Origin of the sequence: Aurantimicrobium sp. (genome assembly GCF_036667855.1) — a bacterium.
GTDB lineage: Bacteria > Actinomycetota > Actinomycetes > Actinomycetales > Microbacteriaceae > Aurantimicrobium.
The window spans coordinates 1-19,916 of sequence record NZ_JAVWTF010000036.1 but is presented as its reverse complement, the minus strand read 5'-3'; the positions used below and the strand labels follow the sequence as shown (position 1 = coordinate 19,916).

Annotated in this window: 20 protein-coding genes and 2 rRNA genes; 21 read left to right on the top strand and 1 reads right to left on the bottom strand. The window is 55.4% G+C overall.

All coding sequences use genetic code 11. From position 1 onward, the window contains the following. From RR877_RS07785 to RR877_RS07770, 4 genes are all read left to right on the top strand, one after another. Positions 1-199, top strand: a 23S ribosomal RNA gene (locus RR877_RS07785); the annotation flags it as partial. A gap of 133 nt (positions 200-332) precedes the next feature. Continuing rightward, a 5S ribosomal RNA gene (rrf, locus tag RR877_RS07780) occupies positions 333-449 on the top strand. Positions 450-560: 111 nt separating this feature from the next. Then, entirely contained in the window at positions 561-2,534 is a 1,974-nt protein-coding gene (locus tag RR877_RS07775) for a hypothetical protein (RefSeq protein WP_332618777.1), read from the top strand. Further along, positions 2,531-3,610 (top strand): HAD-IIA family hydrolase, encoded by a 1,080-nt coding sequence (locus RR877_RS07770; protein ID WP_332618776.1) that lies wholly within the window; start codon positions 2,531-2,533, stop codon positions 3,608-3,610. Before RR877_RS07775 ends, RR877_RS07770 begins: the two co-directional genes overlap by 4 nt. A gap of 3 nt (positions 3,611-3,613) precedes the next feature. Here RR877_RS07770 and RR877_RS07765 read toward each other — a convergent pair whose 3' ends face one another. Next, the gene (locus RR877_RS07765; RefSeq protein WP_332551285.1) at positions 3,614-3,748 is read right to left on the bottom strand and encodes an acetyl-coenzyme A synthetase N-terminal domain-containing protein; all 135 of its coding nucleotides are present in this window, start codon (positions 3,746-3,748) and stop codon (positions 3,614-3,616) included. A 237-nt stretch (positions 3,749-3,985) separates the two neighbouring features. On the opposite strand from RR877_RS07765, the gene RR877_RS07760 reads away from it, so the two are divergent. The 17 genes from RR877_RS07760 to RR877_RS07680 form a co-directional block, all read left to right on the top strand. Continuing rightward, positions 3,986-4,648: a GntR family transcriptional regulator gene (locus RR877_RS07760; RefSeq protein ID WP_332551284.1), complete on the top strand. Its 663-nt coding sequence runs from the start codon at positions 3,986-3,988 to the stop codon at positions 4,646-4,648. A 32-nt stretch (positions 4,649-4,680) separates the two neighbouring features. Continuing rightward, on the top strand, positions 4,681-6,204 hold the full coding sequence (locus RR877_RS07755; RefSeq protein ID WP_332551283.1) for an MmgE/PrpD family protein: 1,524 nt from the start codon (positions 4,681-4,683) through the stop codon (positions 6,202-6,204). Continuing rightward, on the top strand, positions 6,204-7,115 hold the full coding sequence (gene prpB, locus RR877_RS07750; protein ID WP_280800919.1) for a methylisocitrate lyase: 912 nt from the start codon (positions 6,204-6,206) through the stop codon (positions 7,113-7,115). The genes RR877_RS07755 and prpB overlap by 1 nt, the downstream gene beginning before the upstream one ends. Positions 7,116-7,137: 22 nt before the next feature. Beyond that, a complete protein-coding gene (locus RR877_RS07745; protein WP_332551282.1) occupies positions 7,138-8,262 on the top strand; it encodes a bifunctional 2-methylcitrate synthase/citrate synthase in 1,125 nt (374 codons plus the stop codon). A gap of 85 nt (positions 8,263-8,347) precedes the next feature. Next, positions 8,348-8,512 (top strand): hypothetical protein, encoded by a 165-nt coding sequence (locus tag RR877_RS07740; protein WP_332551281.1) that lies wholly within the window; start codon positions 8,348-8,350, stop codon positions 8,510-8,512. Beyond that, the gene (locus RR877_RS07735) at positions 8,505-9,305 is read left to right on the top strand and encodes a TlyA family RNA methyltransferase (protein WP_332551280.1); all 801 of its coding nucleotides are present in this window, start codon (positions 8,505-8,507) and stop codon (positions 9,303-9,305) included. The genes RR877_RS07740 and RR877_RS07735 overlap by 8 nt, the downstream gene beginning before the upstream one ends. A gap of 2 nt (positions 9,306-9,307) precedes the next feature. Further along, entirely contained in the window at positions 9,308-10,219 is a 912-nt protein-coding gene (locus tag RR877_RS07730) for an NAD kinase (RefSeq protein ID WP_332551279.1), read from the top strand. Beyond that, a complete protein-coding gene (gene recN, locus RR877_RS07725) occupies positions 10,216-11,904 on the top strand; it encodes a DNA repair protein RecN (protein WP_332618775.1) in 1,689 nt (562 codons plus the stop codon). Before RR877_RS07730 ends, recN begins: the two co-directional genes overlap by 4 nt. A gap of 14 nt (positions 11,905-11,918) precedes the next feature. Next, entirely contained in the window at positions 11,919-13,595 is a 1,677-nt protein-coding gene (locus tag RR877_RS07720; RefSeq protein ID WP_332551447.1) for a CTP synthase, read from the top strand. A gap of 1 nt (position 13,596) precedes the next feature. Next, entirely contained in the window at positions 13,597-14,262 is a 666-nt protein-coding gene (locus tag RR877_RS07715; protein WP_332618774.1) for an NUDIX hydrolase, read from the top strand. 18 nt (positions 14,263-14,280) lie between these two features. Beyond that, complete coding sequence (gene xerD / locus RR877_RS07710) at positions 14,281-15,192, top strand: site-specific tyrosine recombinase XerD (protein WP_332618773.1); 912 nt, start codon at positions 14,281-14,283, stop codon at positions 15,190-15,192. A gap of 108 nt (positions 15,193-15,300) precedes the next feature. Beyond that, complete coding sequence (locus RR877_RS07705) at positions 15,301-16,161, top strand: ParA family protein (RefSeq protein WP_239406792.1); 861 nt, start codon at positions 15,301-15,303, stop codon at positions 16,159-16,161. A 64-nt stretch (positions 16,162-16,225) separates the two neighbouring features. Beyond that, positions 16,226-16,987, top strand: a complete 762-nt coding sequence (locus tag RR877_RS07700; protein WP_332618780.1) for a ScpA family protein — start codon at positions 16,226-16,228, stop codon at positions 16,985-16,987. Next, the gene (gene scpB / locus RR877_RS07695) at positions 16,977-17,651 is read left to right on the top strand and encodes an SMC-Scp complex subunit ScpB (protein WP_332618772.1); all 675 of its coding nucleotides are present in this window, start codon (positions 16,977-16,979) and stop codon (positions 17,649-17,651) included. Before RR877_RS07700 ends, scpB begins: the two co-directional genes overlap by 11 nt. Further along, a complete protein-coding gene (locus tag RR877_RS07690) occupies positions 17,635-18,522 on the top strand; it encodes a pseudouridine synthase (RefSeq protein WP_280805632.1) in 888 nt (295 codons plus the stop codon). The genes scpB and RR877_RS07690 overlap by 17 nt, the downstream gene beginning before the upstream one ends. Further along, a complete protein-coding gene (locus RR877_RS07685) occupies positions 18,522-19,610 on the top strand; it encodes a prephenate dehydrogenase (RefSeq protein ID WP_332627884.1) in 1,089 nt (362 codons plus the stop codon). Before RR877_RS07690 ends, RR877_RS07685 begins: the two co-directional genes overlap by 1 nt. Continuing rightward, positions 19,610-19,916 (top strand): (d)CMP kinase (locus tag RR877_RS07680; protein WP_332627883.1); only part of this gene is annotated, 307 nt, incomplete at its 3' end. The genes RR877_RS07685 and RR877_RS07680, both read left to right, overlap by 1 nt.

Here is a 19,916-nt window from a genome sequence, read left to right as displayed (position 1 = left end):
AGGAGCACCGCTGATTAGCTACGTTGGGAATGGATAACCGCTGAAAGCATCTAAGCGGGAAGCGCGCCTCAAGATGAGATTTCCATCCCTTCGGGGGAGAGGCTCGCAGCTAGACTACTGCGTTGATAGGCCGGATGTGGAAGTGGGGACTAAAGACCCATGGAGCTGACCGGTACTAATAAGCCAATAATTTGATAATCACTACACATAATCCGTTGTAAGGCTGGATTTTGTGGCCTGATGTTCGCGTCCACTGAGTGGTTCTCGATGTACGGTCGAGAACCTGCACATTTCGTATGTGCTCGTTTCACTTTGATATACATCAATAGTGTTTCGGCGGCCATAGCGAGAGGGAAACGCCCGGTTACATTCCGAACCCGGAAGCTAAGACTCTCAGCGCCGATGGTACTGCAGGGGGGACCCTGTGGGAGAGTAGGACACCGCCGGACTTATTTGTAAAATAGCCACCCGTTTTTACGGGTGGCTATTTTGCGTTAAGCTAGACCTTGCACCTGATGGCAGCGCCGCAGATGCGATCAAACTACACAGAGGACTCTCTTATGAGCGATAACAACGAAGATTTTGGCACGCCTGATCGTGCTGACCGACCCCGCCGTGACGGCCAGGGTCCCCGCAACAACCGCTCAGAGGGTTCTCGAGAAGAACGTCCCAACCGCTATGGCGTTCCCCGTGATGGACAGTCACGTCCGCAACGCGGTGATCGTCCCACCTATGGTGACCGCGCCTCACGCCCAGATCGTTCTGACCGCCCTGGTTACGCAGACCGTGGTCAGCGAGGCGAGCGTCCAAGCAATGGAGATCGTCCTCAACGTGGTGAGCGCCCTTCTTACGGTGACCTCCCTCAACGTGGAGAACGTCCTTCTTACGGTGACCGTCCTCAGCGTGGAGAACGACCTTCATATGGAGCTCGTCCCGATAGGGGAGAGCGTCCTCGTTATGGAGCTCGTGAAGGTGCACCCCGTGGAGAACGTTCTACCTACGGCAGTCGTGATGGTGCACCACGAGGTGACCGTCCTTACCGTCCAGCGGGTGATCGCCCCGCATATGGTGACCGCGGAGACCGTAACGCACGTCCAGAGCGCGGTGGTTTCGGCCGAGGCGGTTCAAATGGAGCTCCTCGAGGCGAACGTCCAGGCGGAGATAGAGGCGGTAAGCCTTCATTTGGAGACCGTAATGTTCGTCCGGAACGTTCCGAGCGTCCTAGTTATGGTGATCGTCCTCAGCGGGGAGAACGACCCTCATATGGTGATCGTGGTCCTCGTCCCGATCGCGGTGGAGACCGTCCTTCCTACGGTGACAGAGGCCCCCGTCCGGAGCGTTCTGACCGTTCCAGTTATGGAGATCGCCCCCAACGCGGAGACCGTCCCTCATATGGTGATCGTGGTCCTCGTCCAGATCGTGGGGGAGATCGACCATCCTACGGAGACCGTCCAGAACGTCCCCGTTTCGGTGACCGTGGAGGTCGTCCAGACCGTGCTGGTGCTCCTCGTGGTCGTGAAGACCGCTCTTCTCGTTGGGAAGATCCAGAACTTACTGAAGAGCAGCGCATGGCTCGCGAACTGCGTATGGTTCGTCCACACCACGATGACCCATGGATCGATGACGATGTCACCGGTGATGAGCTCGACAAGGTCGCTCGTAATGAGCTGAAGACTCTGACTAAAGAAAACGCAGAACGCGTTGCCAAGCACCTTGTGATGGCGGTTCGTTTGATGGATGAGAATCCTGAACTTGCTCACCAGCATGTGCTCTCGGCAGCACGTCGTGCTGGTCGTATTGCGATTGTTCGTGAAACTCTCGGAATTACGGCTTATGCCATTGGTGACTTTGCTCTGGCTTTGCGTGAACTTCGCACCTACCGTCGCATTTCTGGCTCGAACGAGCAGATTGCACTCATGGTGGATGCAGAGCGTGGTGTTGGACGTCCAGACAAGGCGCTGGAACTGGGCCGTTCTGTTGAACGCTCCACACTCAGTGAAGCAACACAGGTTGCTCTCTCTATTGCGATGTCGGGTGCTCGTTTGGATCTCGATCAGGTTGACCTTGCTCTCGCCGAGCTCGAAATTCCTCAGCTTGATCCCACCAAGGCGTTCACCTATAGCCCTGCATTATTTAGTGCTTATGCAGAGGTTCTGGAAGAGCTTGGTCGACACCAAGAAGCTGCTGAGTGGACCACCTGTGCTGAAATTGCCGAGAAGGCTCTCGTTGCTGCGGACCTGATGGAATCTTCGGACGAAGATGAACAAGACATTGTCGTGTTCGAAGAAGAACTCGAAGAAGACGAGCTCGAGCTCGTATCTGAGGGCCTGGTTGATAACGAAGGTCTCGCTTTGGCTGATGTCATCAGCTCAGGCGCGTTCGAGGAATCGGACAGTGCTGAGGTGGAACTGAGTTCAGAGGAAAAGGATGCCCTCATCGCTGAAGGAATTAGTCCTGATGACCTTCTCGAAGATGACGTTCGTCAGATCTTGATTGAGACAGCGCACCTGGATGCCGAGGGAGATAAGGCGTGAGCCTCTTCTCCAAGAAGCAGCCAGAACTAGCCCCTAGCCCCATTGAGGGGAAGGTCGTTGTTCTTGCTGACCTCGATGGTGTCGTCTATGCAGGGCCTGGAGCGATTCCACATGCTGTGGAATCCTTGAATGCTGTTGCTGAGCACATTCGTGTGGGGTACATCACCAACAACGCTTCTCGCACAGCTTCCAGCGTTGCAGGTCACCTGCGTGAGTTGGGTTTGAGTTGTTCTGACGACGATATTGTGTCCTCACCCCAGGCAGCCATGCATCTCCTTGCTGAACTTGTTGAACCTGGTTCCACCATCTTGGTTGTCGGTGGTGAAGGTCTGACCTATGAGCTGGAGAAAAACGGTTACGTTGTCACGTTCTCAGCTGATGACAATCCTGCCGCTGTGATTCAGGGCTTCTCGCCCGATCTGGGGTGGAAGCAGCTTGCAGAGGCATCCTTTGCATTGAACGCTCGCCCAACTGCTGATGCTTTTGGTGGCACTGTTACTGGGGCTGGTGAAACTGCTGGTATTCCCTGGGTTGCCACCAATATGGACTGGACCATTCCTGTTGCCCGCGGTGTTGCGCCAGGTAATGGGACGTTGGTTTCTGCTGTTCACACTGCGGTAGGTCGGCTTCCAGTTGTGGCGGGAAAGCCGGAACTCCCCATCTTTGACGAGGCAGCCCGTCGCTTCGGCACAGCCGCAGCTCCAGAGACTGCCTTGTTTATCGGGGACCGCCTCGACACCGACGTCATGGGTGGTAATCGTGCCGGAATGAAGACTGTACTCGTGCTGACAGGGATCGACCAGGCAAAGCAGTTGTTAGCTGCCCCTGTCGGTTCTCGCCCTGACTACATCCTGAATGACCTGCGAGAGCTCTCAGAGCTCTATCCTGCCGTCATCACCAATAAAGATGGTTCTGTTTCGGTTCGGGGAGCAACCGTGCGCAAAGACGGCATGAATCTCACCATCGTGAGTAGGGGAGAGAACAAGCTTGATCTCTTGCGTGCTGCGTGTCAGGTGATTTGGGGCAGCGGTCTAGCCATCTTCGGTTTCACTGTTCCTGAGGAGCTGTATATCTAATACCTAACGCAAGAACGCCCCTGCGGAAGTTGGGGGAGTGATCCAATCAACTGCTTTTGAAGCGTCCATCCAGAATTCTTCAGGGTGAGCGGCACTTGCCTCATATGCTGCACGGTAGGCACCTGTTGATGCAGTCATTTTCTCGCCTCCCCTTTGAGTTCAGGCCACACCGTTGTGACCTGTTGAGTTGTGCTGCTGATCCTTGACCTAGATACAAATGTCTCTAGGAAATGGAACGATAGTGATGACTGTATACACAAATCGACAAAACGTCCAATATTTCGTCAACTATTGCGTGTTAATACACCTGTGTGTATACATGAAGGAGCTTGTCTGTATACAATAAGCTCAAGTCAACCCGTCAAAGGAGACATCGTGAGAGCAAGCGATAAGGCGTACAGCAAGCTGTTCCAAGAAATCGTGGATGGCGATATTGCTCCCGGCACCATCCTGGCGGAAGTAGAACAGTCAACGCGTCTCGGTGTCTCACGCACGCCATTACGTGAAGCGCTTTCTCGTCTCATTGCAGATGGCCTCGTAGAGTCGGCCCCAGGCCGCGGTGTTGTTGTCACCGAAATTTCATTGGAGAACATCACCGAGCTCTATGAAGTTCGTGAAGCACTCGAAGAGCAGGCAGCACGACTAGCAGCTCAGCGCCGTGATCCCAAGGTATTCATCAAGATTGCTGAACAGTTCGCAGATGCCGATCGCCTCATTGAATCCGGCGAGGAGGGTGTTCGTCACTACTACGAGCTCAATGAGAAGTTTGATGAGGCTGTGGACGCTGCCGTGAATAACGCCTATCTCGTATCTGCATTGCAGAACTCACGAGTTCACCTTTCGCGCATTCGACGTATCGCCAAAGGCAACCCTGCTCGTCTGCACGAAAGTGCGATTGAGACGTTGCTCATCATTGAAGCGATCATCGATGGTGATGCAGCACTTGCCGCCCACGCTACTCACGTGCACCTGCACAAGTCTTTGACCAATATCCGAGCCTCAGTCAAGGGGCACCTCAAATCAGTCGACGTGGCCTAAACCACACACGACGCCCCACGAAGGGAAACCCGATGAAGCTCCACAACGTTCGCGTATATAAGAGTGAAGAAACTCTCGAACGCAAAGACCAGCTCGCATGGAAGATTGCAGAAGTAGCTTCTGATCCCGTAGCGGTCTCCGCTGAAGTAACTGAAATGGTGATTAACCGCATCATCGATAACGCATCCGTTGCTGTAGCTTCGTTGACTCGTAAGCCTGTAGTTTCAGCGCGATCTCAGGCACTCTCGCACCCCACGTCTTCTGGTGGCAATGGTGCAAACTTGTTTGGGGAGCCTCAGGACGTTCGCGTTTCACCTGAGTGGGCTGCGTGGGCAAACGGTGTTGCAGTTCGTGAACTCGACTACCACGACACATTCTTGGCAGCTGAATATTCACACCCCGGCGACAACATTCCTCCCATCCTTGCTGTTGCGCAGCACGTCGGAGTTTCAGGCGCAGATCTCATTCGTGGTATCGCTACCGGTTACGAAATTCAGGTAGACCTGGTGAAGGCAATTTGCCTGCACAAGCACAAGATTGACCACGTTGCCCACCTCGGCCCCTCGGCAGCTGCTGGTATCGGAACTATGTTGGGTCTTCCTACTGAAACTATTTACCAAGCTGTGGGTCAAGCACTTCACAACACCACTGCAACGCGTCAGTCGCGTAAGGGTGAGATTTCTTCCTGGAAGGCACACGCACCTGCTTTCGCAGGAAAGATGGCTGTTGAGGCTGTCGACCGCGCGATGCGCGGCGAGACCAGCCCCACGCCGATCTATGAAGGTGAAGACGGCGTCATTGCGTGGATGCTTGATGGTCCTTCTGCTTCATACGAAGTGCCACTGCCAGAAAAGGGCGAGGCCAAGCGCGGAATCCTTGACACCTACACCAAGGAGCACTCGGCTGAATATCAGGCACAGGCACTGATTGACCTTGCGCGCAAGCTCCACAATGAGCACCCCGAGGCAACCGACCCTGAGAACGTGAAGTCCGTGGTCATCCACACCTCACACCACACGCACTATGTCATCGGATCGGGTGCAAACGACCCCCAGAAGTATGACCCCACGGCAAGTCGTGAGACTCTTGATCACTCGATTCCTTACATCTTCACTGTGGCACTGCAGGATGGAGCGTGGCACCACGTGGACAGCTACGCTCCTGCACGTGCAGGTCGTGCTGACACCATCGCACTGTGGAACAAGACCACCACGCTGGAAGATGCTGAGTGGACTCGTCGTTACCACTCCGAAGACCCTGCTGTGAAAGCATTCGGTGGTCGCGTAGAGATCACCCTCAACGATGGAACGGTCATCGTGGACGAGCTTGCTGTGGCAGATGCGCACCCCCTCGGTGCACGTCCCTTTGCTCGTGAGCAATACATCAACAAATTCCGTATCCTCGCTGACGGTGTCATTGAAGATGCTGAAGTTGAGCGCTTCCTGGCTCTCGTTCAGCGTCTGCCTGAGCTCACTGCTGAAGAAATCGGGGGCTTGACCGTCACAGCTAAGGCTGGCGTTCTCGCTTCTGCACCACTGCCCAAGGGTTTGTTCTAATGCTGTATGCCAAGACAACCTCTGCAGAGAAACGTCGTCTCTTCCGAGAGCGTCTAGCCACCGGTGAACTGCTGCAGTTCCCCGGTGCGTTCAACCCGCTCTCGGCCAAGCTCATTCAGAGCAAAGGTTTTGACGGTGTCTACATCTCTGGTGCTGTCTTGGCAGCAGACCTTGGTCTACCCGACATTGGTCTGACTACCCTCACCGAGGTTGCCGGCCGTGGTCAGCAGATTGCGCGGATGACTGATCTTCCTGCGCTCATCGATGCGGACACGGGTTTTGGCGAACCACTCAACCTTGCCCGCACCGTACAGACTCTCGAAGATGCGGGTGTTGCTGGCCTTCACATTGAAGACCAGGTCAACCCCAAGCGCTGCGGTCACCTTGATGGTAAAGCTGTCGTGGACAACGACACCGCCGTCAAGCGCATCAAGTCGGCAGTAGATGCTCGTCGTGATGAGAACCTGCTTATCATGGCTCGCACCGACATCCGTGCCGCTGAAGGCCTTGATGCAGCAATCGACCGCGCCAAGATGCTCATCGATGCTGGTGCTGACGCGATCTTCCCTGAAGCCATGAAGGACCTCAGGGAATTTGAGGCTATGCGTGCAGCAATTGACGTGCCGATGCTCGCGAACATGACGGAGTTTGGCAAGAGCGAGCTCTTCACGAAGCAGCAGCTCTCTGACATCGGCGTGAACATCGTGATCTACCCGGTTTCGCTGTTGCGTTTGGCCATGGGCTCTGCGGTCCGAGGACTTGATTCCTTGAAGGAAACTGGTTCCTTCCAGGCTTCTGTTCCTGAGATGCAGACCCGTGCAGAACTTTACGAAACCCTCGACTACGAGGAATACAACCACTTCGATTCAGGCATTTTCAACTTCGACCTGAGCACCCACACCAAGCACTAGCTCAATCTGTGAGGAACACGCTATGACCGAACAACCCCAGATCTTCAAAGGCCTTGCCGGTGTTGTTGTTGACGCAACCGCCGTCTCCAAAGTGAACCCTGAGACCAACTCGCTGCTCTATCGCGGATACCCTGTGCAAGAGCTCGCTGCCAGCAAGAGCTTCGAAGAGGTAGCTTGGCTGCTCTGGCACGGCGAACTTCCTACAGCAGCAGAACTTGCTGGGTTCCAGAAGTCTGAGCAAGCACAACGCGCCCTGGACGCCAACGTCAAGCGCGTCATCGATGAGCTTCCTTTGACAGCCCACCCCATGGATGTTGTGCGCACAGCAGTCAGTGTCATTGGTGCGTCGGACCCCAACACAGACGACTCATCTCCTGAAGGAAACCTGGCCAAGAGCATCACGCTGTTTGCCAAGCTTCCCGCCATCGTTTCCTATGACCAGCGTCGCCGTCGTGGCGAGGGAGTCATTGAGCCTCGCGAAGACTTGGATTACTCAGCAAACTTCCTCTGGATGAGCTTCGGCGAGATTCCAGATGACGTTGTGGTGGATGCCTTCCGTGTCTCCCTGATTTTGTATGCAGAGCACTCCTTCAACGCCTCGACCTTTACCGCACGTGTGATTACCTCGACGCTGTCTGATCTCTACTCAGCAGTGACCGGTGCCATTGCTGCACTCAAGGGACCTCTGCACGGTGGTGCGAACGAAGCTGTGCTTCATATCTTCAACGAGATTGGTTTCGGCCCTGATGCTCCAGCTCGCTCAGAAGCATGGCTCGAGCAGGCACTGGCAGAGAAGCGCAAGATCATGGGCTTTGGTCACCGTGTTTATAAGAAGGGTGACTCTCGCGTTCCCACCATGCGTAAGTCCATGGTTGAACTCATCGAGTATTACAACCGCCCCGATGTGCTTGACCTTTACGAAGGCCTTGAAGCCGCGATGACAGAGCGCAAGGGAATCCTGCCTAACCTGGATTACCCTTCAGGTCCTGCATATCACCTGATGGGTTTTGACACCCTGACCTTCACCCCCATTTTCGTGGCAGCACGAATCACTGGTTGGACAGCTCACATCATGGAGCAGCTCCAAGCAAACGCACTTATCCGCCCGTTGTCGGCCTACAACGGCGTGGATGAGCGTCACCTCTAAGCACCATCAGAGGACATAAGTAAAACCTTGCAGGATCGTCTCTCCTGCAAGGTTTTCTTATTCCGGGGTGAGATAACCTTGACGTATGAGCAATCCTGAAAATAACCAGAGCCCTGCAGACGGCGAACTCGTCTCCACGCTCTCGGTTGTTGAGGGGCAGCCACTTGAAACCCGAGCTGAGGGTTACGCAAAGCTTTATGACGATCTTCGTGCCCAGCTCGAAGGCGGCGACATTCCTGCCCGTGACTAGTCAACGTCTCGACGCTGCCCTGGCTGAGCGTGGCTTGGCGCGTTCGCGCACACATGCAGCAACCCTCATTTCAGATGGTTTTGTTCGTGTGGGCGGCAAAGTCGTGAACAAAGCCTCGACTAAAGTCGACGAAATTGACGAACTCTCTGTTGACGGTGCAGATCACTACGTTTCTCGCGCTGCCCACAAACTACTTGCCGGTTTAGAGGGCTTCGGCATTGATGTGAAGGGCCGCGCCGCATTTGATGTGGGGGCCAGTACCGGGGGATTCACGCAAGTTCTCTTAGAACGCGGTGCAGAGCCCGTCGTTGCATTGGATGTGGGTCACGGTCAACTCTCTCCACGTATCCGCTCAGATGAGCGTGTGTTGGTTGTGGAAGGGGTCAACGCCAAGAATCTCGATCAAAGTCAGCTCTCTGGCTTGGTTAAGAGGGACTTCGTCGCCGATCTTGTGGTTGCTGACCTCTCCTTTATTTCGTTGACTCATGTGATGGCCGCGCTGAAAGCGTGTGCCACGCCCACCGCGGATTATGTGCTTTTGGTCAAACCGCAGTTTGAAGTTGGTCGCACCGGCGTCAAAGAGGGCATTGTGACTAACCCCGCATTACGCGAAGATGCCGTGATGGCAGTGCTCTGGTCTGCTTTCGATAACGGTTTAGGCGTCTGTGGTCTCTTGTCCTCCCCAATCCTGGGTGGGGCAGGTAATCACGAGTATGTGCTCTGGCTCCGTGCGGATAGTCAGTCAAATCCGTCAGAATGGACTCAGCAGGTTCATCAACTGGCAGGAGCATGACAATGAGCGCTGAACAACGCTTTATTCTCGTTGTCTCTCACGCTGCCCAGCAGGCCACCCTCGAAGCCGCCGTTCAGGTTTGCCGTGACATTCAGGCACAAGGTGCCATCCCTGTTCTTCGTGAACTTGAGGTTGGTCCCGTCCAAGAACTCGCGCCCGAACTCACCACTCTTGTCACGCTCGACAAGGACGTCACTGTTACGCAAATTGAATGCGCCATCGTTGTTGGTGGTGATGGAACCATTCTTCGTGCGGCAGAACTGTTGCGAGATGCTGCAGTTCCCATGCTGGGTGTGAACACGGGCCACGTTGGTTTCTTGGCAGAAACAGAACGTGACTCAATTCCTCAGACGGTGGCTCGTGTGCTCGCCAAGGACTACCAAGTTGAGGAGCGTTCCACGCTGTCTGTGCGCGTGAAGGTTGCCAACGAGGTTGTCTTTGAAACCTGGGCCCTCAACGAAGCAACCGTTGAGAAAGCCAGCCGTGAGCGCATGCTCGAGGTTGTCATCGAGGTTGATCGCCGACCACTTTCCAGTTTTGGCTGCGATGGCGTCGTGATGAGTACCCCCACTGGTTCGACGGCATACAACTTCTCAGCCGGCGGCCCTGTTGTGTGGCCCACGGTGGATGCCATGGTGCTCGTACCTCTCTCAGCACATGCACTCTTTGCACGTCCGCTCGTGGTTGGGCCGGATTCTGTCTTTGCTGTCGAAATCATGGAGCGCCGCAGTGGTCACGGAGTGCTGTGGTGTGACGGTCGTCGCACCCGTAACCTGCCTCCAGGTGCTCGTGTGATTGTGAAGAAGTCACCTACGCCTGTTCTTCTTGCCCGCTTCCACGCGGAAGCATTCACTGACCGTCTGGTGGAGAAGTTTGATCTTCCCGTCACGGGATGGCGAGGACCAGGGCAGTGATCGAGGAGATTCGCATCCGAGACCTCGGAGTGATCTCTGAGGCTGTGCTTCCTTTGGGCCCTGGTTTCACTGCAATTACCGGTGAAACTGGCGCAGGTAAGACCATGGTTGTTACTGCACTTGGTCTGCTGCGAGGAGAACGTTCAGACTCTTCGGCCGTGCGTAATGGTAGTGACACCGCATGGGTGGAAGGTCGCTGGATCCTCACCAACCCTGAAGCCATCACCGAAACCGTGAACGACGCAGGTGGCCTTATCGAAGGTGATGAGCTTCTGCTTGGTCGTTCCGTTTCCGTAGAAGGCCGATCACGAGCAGTTGTGGGTGGACGCAGCACTCCCGTGGCTGTGCTGGGTGAACTGGGTGAACTCCTCGTTGCTGTGCATGGTCAGTCTGACCAGGTCCGCCTCCGCTCTGCCTCAGCCCAACGTGAAGCTCTTGATCGCTTCGCCGGTGCACAATTCGCAGAGGTGTTGGGGGAGTATGCCCACGCTTTCCGTCGTTGGAAGAACAATGCCGCTGAATTAGCCGAAATTACTGCCCAGCGAGACGCGCGCACGCGTGAAGCCGAAGAACTTCGCCTCTCCATCTCTGAGATTGAAGCAGCTGCGCCACAGCCCGGCGAAGATGAGCAACTCACGGCTCTCGCCGAGCGTCTAACTCATACCGAAGATCTTCGTGTAGCGACGGCCCTTGCCAGAGAAGCGCTTTCCTCTGAAGAAGGTGACGGAGGAGATGCTCTCGCTCGTGTGGATGCGGCTAAGCGTCAGCTCGAGAAGATGTCAGATGTTGATCCAGTGCTGTCGGGTATTGCGGAGACTTTGACGCAACTGTCTTTCCAGCTCCACGATGTCACTGGTCAGCTTTCGAGTCACCTGGCGAACCTCGAGGGTGAAGGGGAGCGAGATCTCGACGTTATCCAGAACCGTCGTGCAGAACTCAACACACTTATTCGTAAATATGGCCCCACGCTCGATGACGTCATTGCGCTGTTGGATTCAGGGAGTCGTCGACTCCTCGAACTTGACGGTGACACGGACCGCATCGCTGAGTTGGCTGAAGAAGTAGCGGCTGATCATGCACTTGTAGTGCGCGGTGCTGATGCGCTTCACGACCTCCGTGAAGCTGCTGCTGCTCGACTCTCTGCAGCGGTGACCGAGGAACTCTCTGCGTTGGCAATGCCCGATGCCCAGTTGTTCGTGAAGGTCACCAAGAATGACGAGCTGGCTCTTCATGGATGTGACACGGTCGAGCTGTTGTTGCGGCCTCACCCTGGTTCTGATCCACGCCCCATTTCCAAGAGTGCCTCCGGTGGTGAACTCTCTCGCATCATGCTTGCGCTGGAAGTCGTCATTGCAGGACAAGATTCAGTTCCTACCTACGTCTTCGATGAAGTGGACTCTGGTGTGGGTGGTGCGTCGGCGATTGAAATCGGTCGACGCCTTGCCCGCTTGGCAGAAAAGTCCCAAGTAATTGTTGTCACGCACTTGGCGCAAGTTGCGGCTTTTGCGAACAATCACCTACGAGTAGTCAAGGACACATCAGGCGAAGTGACCGAAAGTAGCGTGCAAACACTGCGTGGAGCAGACCGTGAAGCCGAGATGGCACGTCTTCTCTCCGGACTGCCAGATTCTGAAAATGCTTTGGCTCACGCCCGCGAGTTGATTCAACTGGCTTCCTCTCGCTGATAAGCTCTAATTCCGTGGTGAATACTTCGGGAAACAACGTAACCAAGCACATTTTTGTCACCGGGGGCGTTGTCTCGTCACTCGGTAAAGGCCTGACGGCGGCTAGCCTCGGCAATCTTCTCACCGCACGCGGTCTCCGCGTTGTGATGCAAAAGCTCGATCCCTATCTCAACGTGGATCCCGGAACGATGAACCCGTTCCAGCACGGTGAAGTCTTCGTCACCGACGATGGCGCCGAGACCGACCTCGACATCGGACACTACGAGCGCTTCCTTGACATCAACCTGTCTCAGGCTGCTAACGTCACCACCGGTCAGATCTACTCTCAGGTCATCGCCAAGGAACGTCGCGGCGAATACTTGGGCGACACCGTTCAGGTCATTCCTCACATCACCGACGAAATCAAGCGCCGTATGCGCCTGCAGGCAGAGGACATCCCTCAGCCAGACGTCATCATCACCGAAATCGGTGGAACCGTTGGCGACATCGAATCACAGCCATTCATTGAGTCTGCTCGTCAGGTTCGCCACGAACTCGGCCGCAAGAACGTATTCTTCGTGCATGTGTCCCTCGTTCCCTTCATGGGCGCCTCGGGCGAGCAGAAGACCAAGCCCACTCAGCACTCTGTTGCCGCGCTGCGCTCCATTGGTATTCAGCCAGATGCACTCGTGCTTCGTTCTGACCGTCCCGTGACTGAAAGCAACAAGCGCAAGATTGCATTGATGTGTGACGTGGACGAAGACGCTGTCGTCAACGCAGTAGACGTTCCCAGCATCTATGACATCCCCACCATGCTGCACAGCCAGGGCCTCGACGCCTACATCGTGGAGCAGCTTGGCCTGGACTGCAACGAGGTCGACTGGTCGCACTGGTCGCCACTGCTGGAAGCAGTGCACGATCCTGCACACGAAGTCACAATCGGTTTGGTTGGAAAGTACATCGACCTGCCAGACGCTTATCTCTCTGTTTCTGAGGCACTTCGTGCCGGTGGCTTCGCTCACCGCACCAAGGTGAACCTGCGTTGGATTCCGTCTGACGACTGCGAAACTCACGATGGTGCTGCAGAGAACCTCTCTGATCTTGATGGCATCTGTGTTCCAGGTGGTTTCGGTATTCGCGGGATTGAAGGCAAGCTCGGTGCGCTGAAGTTTGCTCGTGAGAACGGCATTCCAACCTTGGGTCTATGCCTCGGTCTGCAGTGCATGGTTATTGAGTACGCTCGCAACCTTGCGGGTCTGCCTGACGCTTCGTCTTCAGAATTCGACCCTGAAACCAAGACCCCTGTCATCGCCACCATGGCGGAGCAGGTCGACATCATCAACGATGGCGACATGGGTGGAACCATGCGTTTGGGGCTCTACAAGGCAGCTCTGACTCCTGGCTCACTCGCTGCTGCGGTCTATGGATCTGAACTGATTGAAGAGCGTCACCGTCACCGTTACGAAGTGAACAACACCTACCGTCAGCAGATTGCTGACGCTGGTCTGTCCTTCTCGGGTACTTCTCCTGATGGTCAGTTAGTTGAGTTCGTAGAGCTTCCTCGTGAGGTTCATCCTTACTACATCGCTACTCAGGCACACCCTGAACTGCGTTCACGCCCCAACAACGCTCACCCCCTGTTCTCAGGTCTGGTTGAAGCTTCCTTGGAGCGCCAGAAGGCTACTCGCCTGTTCGACATCGAAAAGGCTTAACGTGTCCGACACCAACGCGGAAGGTCTGGTTGACCAGCCTGCCGAGGTGACCATCACCGAACGCGAGACGGTGTTCACCGGCCGTGTCTGGAACATCGAGCACGAACGTTTCGAATACAACGGACACGTCATTGCCCGTGACTATGTCGACCACACTGGTGCAGTTGCTGTTCTCGCGTTGGATGACAATGATCGTTTCATTGCTATCCAGCAGTACCGTCACCCCATTCGCACCCGCGAATGGGAGATTCCGGCAGGACTGCTGGATATTGCTGGTGAAAGCGCACTTCTTGCTGCGCAACGAGAACTCGCTGAAGAAGTAGATCTGCAAGCAGATTCGTGGTCGGTTCTCTCCGATTACTGCACCTCACCTGGCGGCTCCAACGAGATCGTGCGCATCTTTCTTGCTCGGGATCTCCACAACACTCCCGTTCCGTTCGAACGCAGTGAAGAAGAAGCAGACATGGAACTGCGCTGGGTGAGCTTGGACGAGGCCCATGATGCCGTGTTGGCAGGAAACGTCAGTAATTCCATCTTCCAGATTGCTGTTCTGAACGCCTTTGCTTCCCGGGCACGAGGTTGGGACACTCTGCGTCCAGGTGATGCCCCGTGGGCTATGCGTGAACACCGTGATGCTCTGGGCTCAGGAGCTCCCTGGCAGGCCTAAGCCAGCGCACTACTCACCATGAACCTGCAACGAGCCCGCGATAACTACCTGAGATATGTCGCCATTGAGCGTGGTCTGTCTCAGAACACTGTTGCTGCCTACACGCGCGATATTGACGCGTATCTGGCCTGGCTTGGGGAGCGTGGCACAACAGAGGCTGAAGCCATCACCCTGCCGGACGTGAGCGCGTATGTTCAATGGCTTGCCACCCGCACCGAGAGCCCTCTGACGTCATCAAGCCAGTCCCGCACGCTCAGCTCCATCAAGGGATTCCACAAGTTCATGGTGGAAGAGAACATCATTGAGAACAACGTCACTGCTGACGTGAACCCGCCCAAACTTCCCAAGAGACTTCCCAAAGCCATCACCGTCGAGCAAATGTCCGCATTGATTGCAGCCACCGACGGTGATGACGAAGTCCGAGTGAGAGATAAAGCACTCCTGGAACTGCTGTATGCCACTGGGGCTCGTATTTCTGAGGCCGTTGGCCTCAATGTTGATGACGTCACCATGAGCGAGGGCATGATTCGTTTGCGCGGTAAGGGTGGAAAGCAGCGCATAGTGCCGGTGGGTTCTTATGCTCAAGCAGCATTAGATGCCTATTTGGTGCGCGTGCGACCCTTATTCTCTGCCCGAGGTAAGTCCACCCCTGCACTTTTCTTAGGGCCACGGGGAGCACGTGTGAGTCGCCAGATGGCATGGCTCATCATTCGGGAAGCAGGGGAGCGGGCACAGCTTAATGTTGAGCTCTCGCCACACACCTTTAGGCACTCATTTGCCACCCACTTGCTAGCAGGCGGAGCGGACGTTCGTGTAGTGCAGGAACTGCTCGGTCACGCCTCTGTGGCAACCACGCAGATCTACACTCTGGTGACCGCAGATACGTTGCGTGAGACCTACATCACGGCACACCCACGTGCGCAAGGTTAGTCAAGGTATTTCAGCCTGAGAACTAGCTAGAATGGGCATCACGGTAGTCCGGGGACATGGTTTTCAGGATGCCAACATTTTGCTCAATCTCACAGTGGGGACACTCGAGTGGTTACGTACAAGAACGGCGTGAAAGTCGGCCCAACTGGACGTCCCTTGAAAGACTTCCCAGTACCTGAGCCACTTGCTTCTCACGGTCCTGCACGCATCATCTCTATGTCCAACCAAAAGGGTGGCGTAGGTAAGACCACAACGAGCATAAATCTTGCAGCAGCTCTTGCTGAATATGGCCGCAAGGTGCTTGCTGTTGACTTCGACCCCCAGGGCGCACTTTCTGCAGGTTTGGGCATCCAAACTCACGACGTCCCCACCATCTACGACCTCATGCGTGGATCGGTCAAGGACACTAAGTCAGCTATTCAGCATTCCAAGGTTCCTAACCTGGATGTGATTCCTGCCAACATCGACCTCTCTGCAGCAGAAGTTCACCTCATCAACGAGGTTGCCCGCGAGCAGATTCTTGCCGGTGTGCTTCGTCAGGTGAAGAACGACTATGACGTGATCTTCATTGACTGCCAGCCTTCACTGGGTCTGTTGACTGTGAACTCGCTCACTGCAGCTCACGGCGTCATCATTCCATTGGCTACCGAGTTCTTTGCTTTGCGTGGTGTTGCTCTCTTGATTGAGACCATCGACAAGGTCAAGGAACGTTTGAACCCTGCTATCGAACTCGATGCCATTGTTCCCACGATGTATGACCCTCGTACTCTGCACTCGCAGGAAGTCATGGAGCGCGTTGTCGAAACCTTCGGTGACAAGGTCACCGACACTGTCATTGGTCGCACCGTGAAGTTCCCCGATGCTTCTGTTGCCGGTGTTCCCATTACCGAGTTTGCTCCTGAGCACGCTTCTGCGAAGGCGTATCGCCAGCTCGCTCGTGAACTGATCGAACGCGGTGTCGTCGCTTAGCGAAGCCACCACTTACGCTGTCGGCACTCCTGAAGAGGTTGTCGACGGCGGTTTTCGTGTTGCCGTGGGGGAGTTTGAAGGCCCTTTTGACCTTCTGCTGAGCCTCATTTCTAAGCACGAACTCGACATCACCGAGATTTCGCTCAGCGTTGTCACCGACGAGTTCATTCAGTACCTCAAGACTCTTGATCTTGAAAAAGAACTCGACGCTGCCACTGAGTTCCTAGTCATCGCTGCCACTCTGCTCGACCTCAAGGTAGCGGGGCTGCTTCCTCAGGGTGAAGTTGTGGATGCTGAAGACGCCGCCTTGTTTGAAGCTCGTGACCTGCTCTTTGCGCGCCTGTTGCAATACCGCGCTTTCAAGGACGTGGCGAAGTGGTTCAGCGAGAACATGGATGCCGAGTCCACGCGTCACGTGCGCACTGTGCGTCTAGAAGACCGCTTCCGCAAGCAGGTGCCAGAACTGATCTGGAACACCAGTGTTGACGACTTCGCGGCGTTGGCCATGCTGGCCATGGCGCCGCGTGAGATTCCCGTGGTGGGACTTGATCACCTGCACGCACCTTTGGTGAGTATCCGTGAGCAGGCTGCCACCGTCGTGACCAAGCTTCGTCAGGGCAAGCCCATGACATTCCGAGAACTCGTCGCAGATGCGGCAATTGCCGGTGTCATCGTGGCGCGTTTCCTGGCGGTGTTGGAGCTCTACCGCCACGCAGCAATTACTTTTGCCCAGGATGAACCCCTGGGAGATCTGACAATCGAATGGACCGCCACCAACTGGTCCGATGAGAACCTCGCCAACTTGGGGGCTGACTATGACCGCTAACGAACAGACCGATAACGAACAGGCCGCTAACGAAGAAATTGTCGAACAGACAGATGTCGAAGTGACTGTCGAGGACGTCGTGGAAGCCACCGTCGCAGAACACGTGCCTGTGGTGGATGTTGAGCGCGCTATCGAAGCCATCCTCATGATTGCGGATGAGCCACAATCCATGGTCTCCATTGCTACGGCCATGAGCGTTCCGGTCAAAGCAGTAAAGCAGGCTATTGAGAACTTGGTGAACGACTACAACGGAGTCAACGGGGGAGTAGAGCGCGGTTTTGAACTGCGTGAAGTCGGCGGCGGATGGCGTTTGTATGTCCGTGAAAGCTATGACCACGTTGTTGCTGACTTCGTTCTGACCCAGAACCCCACCAAGCTGTCACAAGCTGCGTTGGAAACCCTGGCGGTTATTGCGTACAAGCAGCCCATTAGCCGTGGTCAGATTGCCCAGATCCGTGCCGTGAACGTGGATTCGGTAGTGCGCACACTGCTCAGCCGTGGATTGATTACCGAAGTATCCAGTGATGCTGAGACCGGTGCCATTCTTTACGGCACCAGTGACCTACTGCTCCAGCAACTTGGAATCAACTCTTTAGATGAGCTTCCCCTCATCTCGCCACTGTTGCCAGATGGCCAGGAAGGCTTCGATGTCGACGCTTCGTAGTGGTGATCCATTACCCGAAGGTGTGAAGAACGCTGACCGCCCACCCATTGAGGATTGGGATGCCGCAGCAGCGCCTGAAGGTATTCGTATCCAGAAGGTGATGGCTGCAGCAGGTGTTGCATCACGCCGGGTGGCAGAGAACATGATTGCTCAGGGCCGTGTTGCGGTCAATGGGCAGTTAGTGACCGAACCTGGGCTTCGCGTGGACCCTGAGGTAGACGAAGTCACTGTAGACGGAATCCCCGTGCAGGTAGACACCTCGAAGCGTTACTTGATTCTGAATAAGCCCGTTGGCGTGGTCAGCTCGATGGCTGATGACCGGGGACGTCCAGATCTTTCTGACTTCACTCGTGACTACGAAGAGCGCTTGTTCTATGTGGGACGTCTAGACCAAGACACCAGCGGTTTACTCATTCTCACCAATGACGGAGACCTTGCACATGTGCTTGCTCACCCGTCCTTTGGTGTGCAGAAGACCTATATCGCCAAGGTACGCGGTAAGGTCACGCCACAGACCCTTTCTAAGCTCACCAAGGGCTTTGACTTGAGCGATGGCTTTATCCAGGCGGATAAAGCACGCCTGTTGTCTTCCTCCAACAATGGAGATTCCTCCATCGTGGAGATCACCCTGCACTCGGGGCGTAACCGCATTGTGCGTCGCATGCTCAAAGAAGTCGGTCACCCCGTCCTTGAGCTTGTTCGTCGCGCATTCGGCCCACTCAACCTGGGCACACTACCCGCCGGTCACATGAGAGACCTCACTAAAGTTGAATTAGGGGCAGTACTCGCGCTTTCGCGCTCCAACACCGAAGAACTGCCCGAATACACCGAGATCGATAACGACGATATGAGCGAAGGAGATGACAACTAATGTCAGACACCAACGCCGTGCGCTTGGATGCCCAAGTCCGTATCGTCGGAACGGGGTTACTCGGTGCCAGTATCGGTCTTGCACTGCGCTCGCAGGGGATTGATGTTGCGCTCGCCGACTCGTCTCCCAGCTCTGTCCACTTAGCCTCTGACCTCGGTGCTGGACGCCCCGCACATGCCGATGACCAGCCCAAAATTATTGTGGTGTGCGTGCCACCAGATGTCACCGCAGATGTCATTGAGGCAGAGCTCAAAACTTTCCCTGACGCCGTTGTCACTGATGTGGCCAGCGTGAAACTCTCTCCCTTGCACCAGTTGCAAGCACGTGGCGTGGACATCACCCACTACGTGGGTGGTCACCCACTGGCTGGCCGCGAACGAGGCGGAGCTATTTCTGCCCGTGGCGATCTATTCTTGGGTCGCCCCTGGGTGGTCTGTCGTGATGAAGAGACTCCTGCGTGGGCTTTAGCCCTTGTTGAGGACCTCGTTCTGGACTTGGGTGCAGTTCCCATCGAAATGACTCCTGAAGCCCATGATGAGGCTGTGGGGTTGGTTTCACACGTTCCCCAGATTGTCTCGAGCCTGATGGCGAAGCAGCTTGAGGGCGCTTCTGATGAAGCAGTGCGTTTGGCTGGTCAGGGTGTGCGTGATGTGACCCGTATTGCAGCGAGCTCACCAGAGCTCTGGATACAGATCTTGGGAGCCAACAAGGATTCCATCGTGGGTGTACTAGAGAACCTCCAGAAAGACCTTCAGAGCGTCACTGACGCACTGAAGGACATCTCCGCACCTGGTGCACGTAAGGTCATTGCCGAAGAAATGTCGGCAGGTAATGCCGGAGTTGCACGCTTGCCTGGCAAGCACGGTCAAAACAAGCGTTACGCACAGATTGTGGTTCTCATTGATGACCGTCCCGGGCAGTTGGCTCAGTTGCTGACGGAACTCGGCGAACTCAACATCAACTTGGAAGATCTTCGCCTTGAGCATGCTGAAGGTGCACAGATGGGTATGGTCGAGTTCTCTGTCGTGCCCGAGGTTCGCGAGACCCTCGTGAGTGAACTTGAAAAACGAAATTGGAGAGTGGCCTAATGAGCACCCCCATAGTTGTAGCTATTGATGGTCCTGCCGGAAGTGGAAAGTCTTCTGTTTCCAAGGCAGCAGCTCGCAAGCTGGGCTTTGCCTACCTCGACACCGGTGCTGCCTACCGCGCAGTGGCATGGCACGTGCTCAACGAAGCCGTAGACCCCTCTGATGAAGCCGCCGTTATTGAGAGCCTCGAAGACTTTGGCTATGTCATCAGTACCAACCCTGATGAGTACTTCGTTCGAGTCAATGAAGAAGACATCACCGAAGCTATTCGTGAACCTCGCATCACCGATGTGGTGAGCAAAGTAG

Coding starts and splice junctions, on each gene's coding strand:
- RR877_RS07685 (WP_332627884.1), top strand. CDS start 18,522: ATGTCAGACACCAACGCCGTGCGCTTGGATGCCCAAGTCCGTATCGTC.
- RR877_RS07730 (WP_332551279.1), top strand. CDS start 9,308: ATGAGCGCTGAACAACGCTTTATTCTCGTTGTCTCTCACGCTGCCCAG.
- RR877_RS07755 (WP_332551283.1), top strand. CDS start 4,681: ATGAAGCTCCACAACGTTCGCGTATATAAGAGTGAAGAAACTCTCGAA.
- RR877_RS07775 (WP_332618777.1), top strand. CDS start 561: ATGAGCGATAACAACGAAGATTTTGGCACGCCTGATCGTGCTGACCGA.
- RR877_RS07765 (WP_332551285.1), bottom strand. CDS start 3,748: ATGACTGCATCAACAGGTGCCTACCGTGCAGCATATGAGGCAAGTGCC.
- xerD (WP_332618773.1), top strand. CDS start 14,281: ATGAACCTGCAACGAGCCCGCGATAACTACCTGAGATATGTCGCCATT.
- RR877_RS07745 (WP_332551282.1), top strand. CDS start 7,138: ATGACCGAACAACCCCAGATCTTCAAAGGCCTTGCCGGTGTTGTTGTT.
- RR877_RS07690 (WP_280805632.1), top strand. CDS start 17,635: ATGTCGACGCTTCGTAGTGGTGATCCATTACCCGAAGGTGTGAAGAAC.
- prpB (WP_280800919.1), top strand. CDS start 6,204: ATGCTGTATGCCAAGACAACCTCTGCAGAGAAACGTCGTCTCTTCCGA.
- scpB (WP_332618772.1), top strand. CDS start 16,977: ATGACCGCTAACGAACAGACCGATAACGAACAGGCCGCTAACGAAGAA.
- RR877_RS07740 (WP_332551281.1), top strand. CDS start 8,348: ATGAGCAATCCTGAAAATAACCAGAGCCCTGCAGACGGCGAACTCGTC.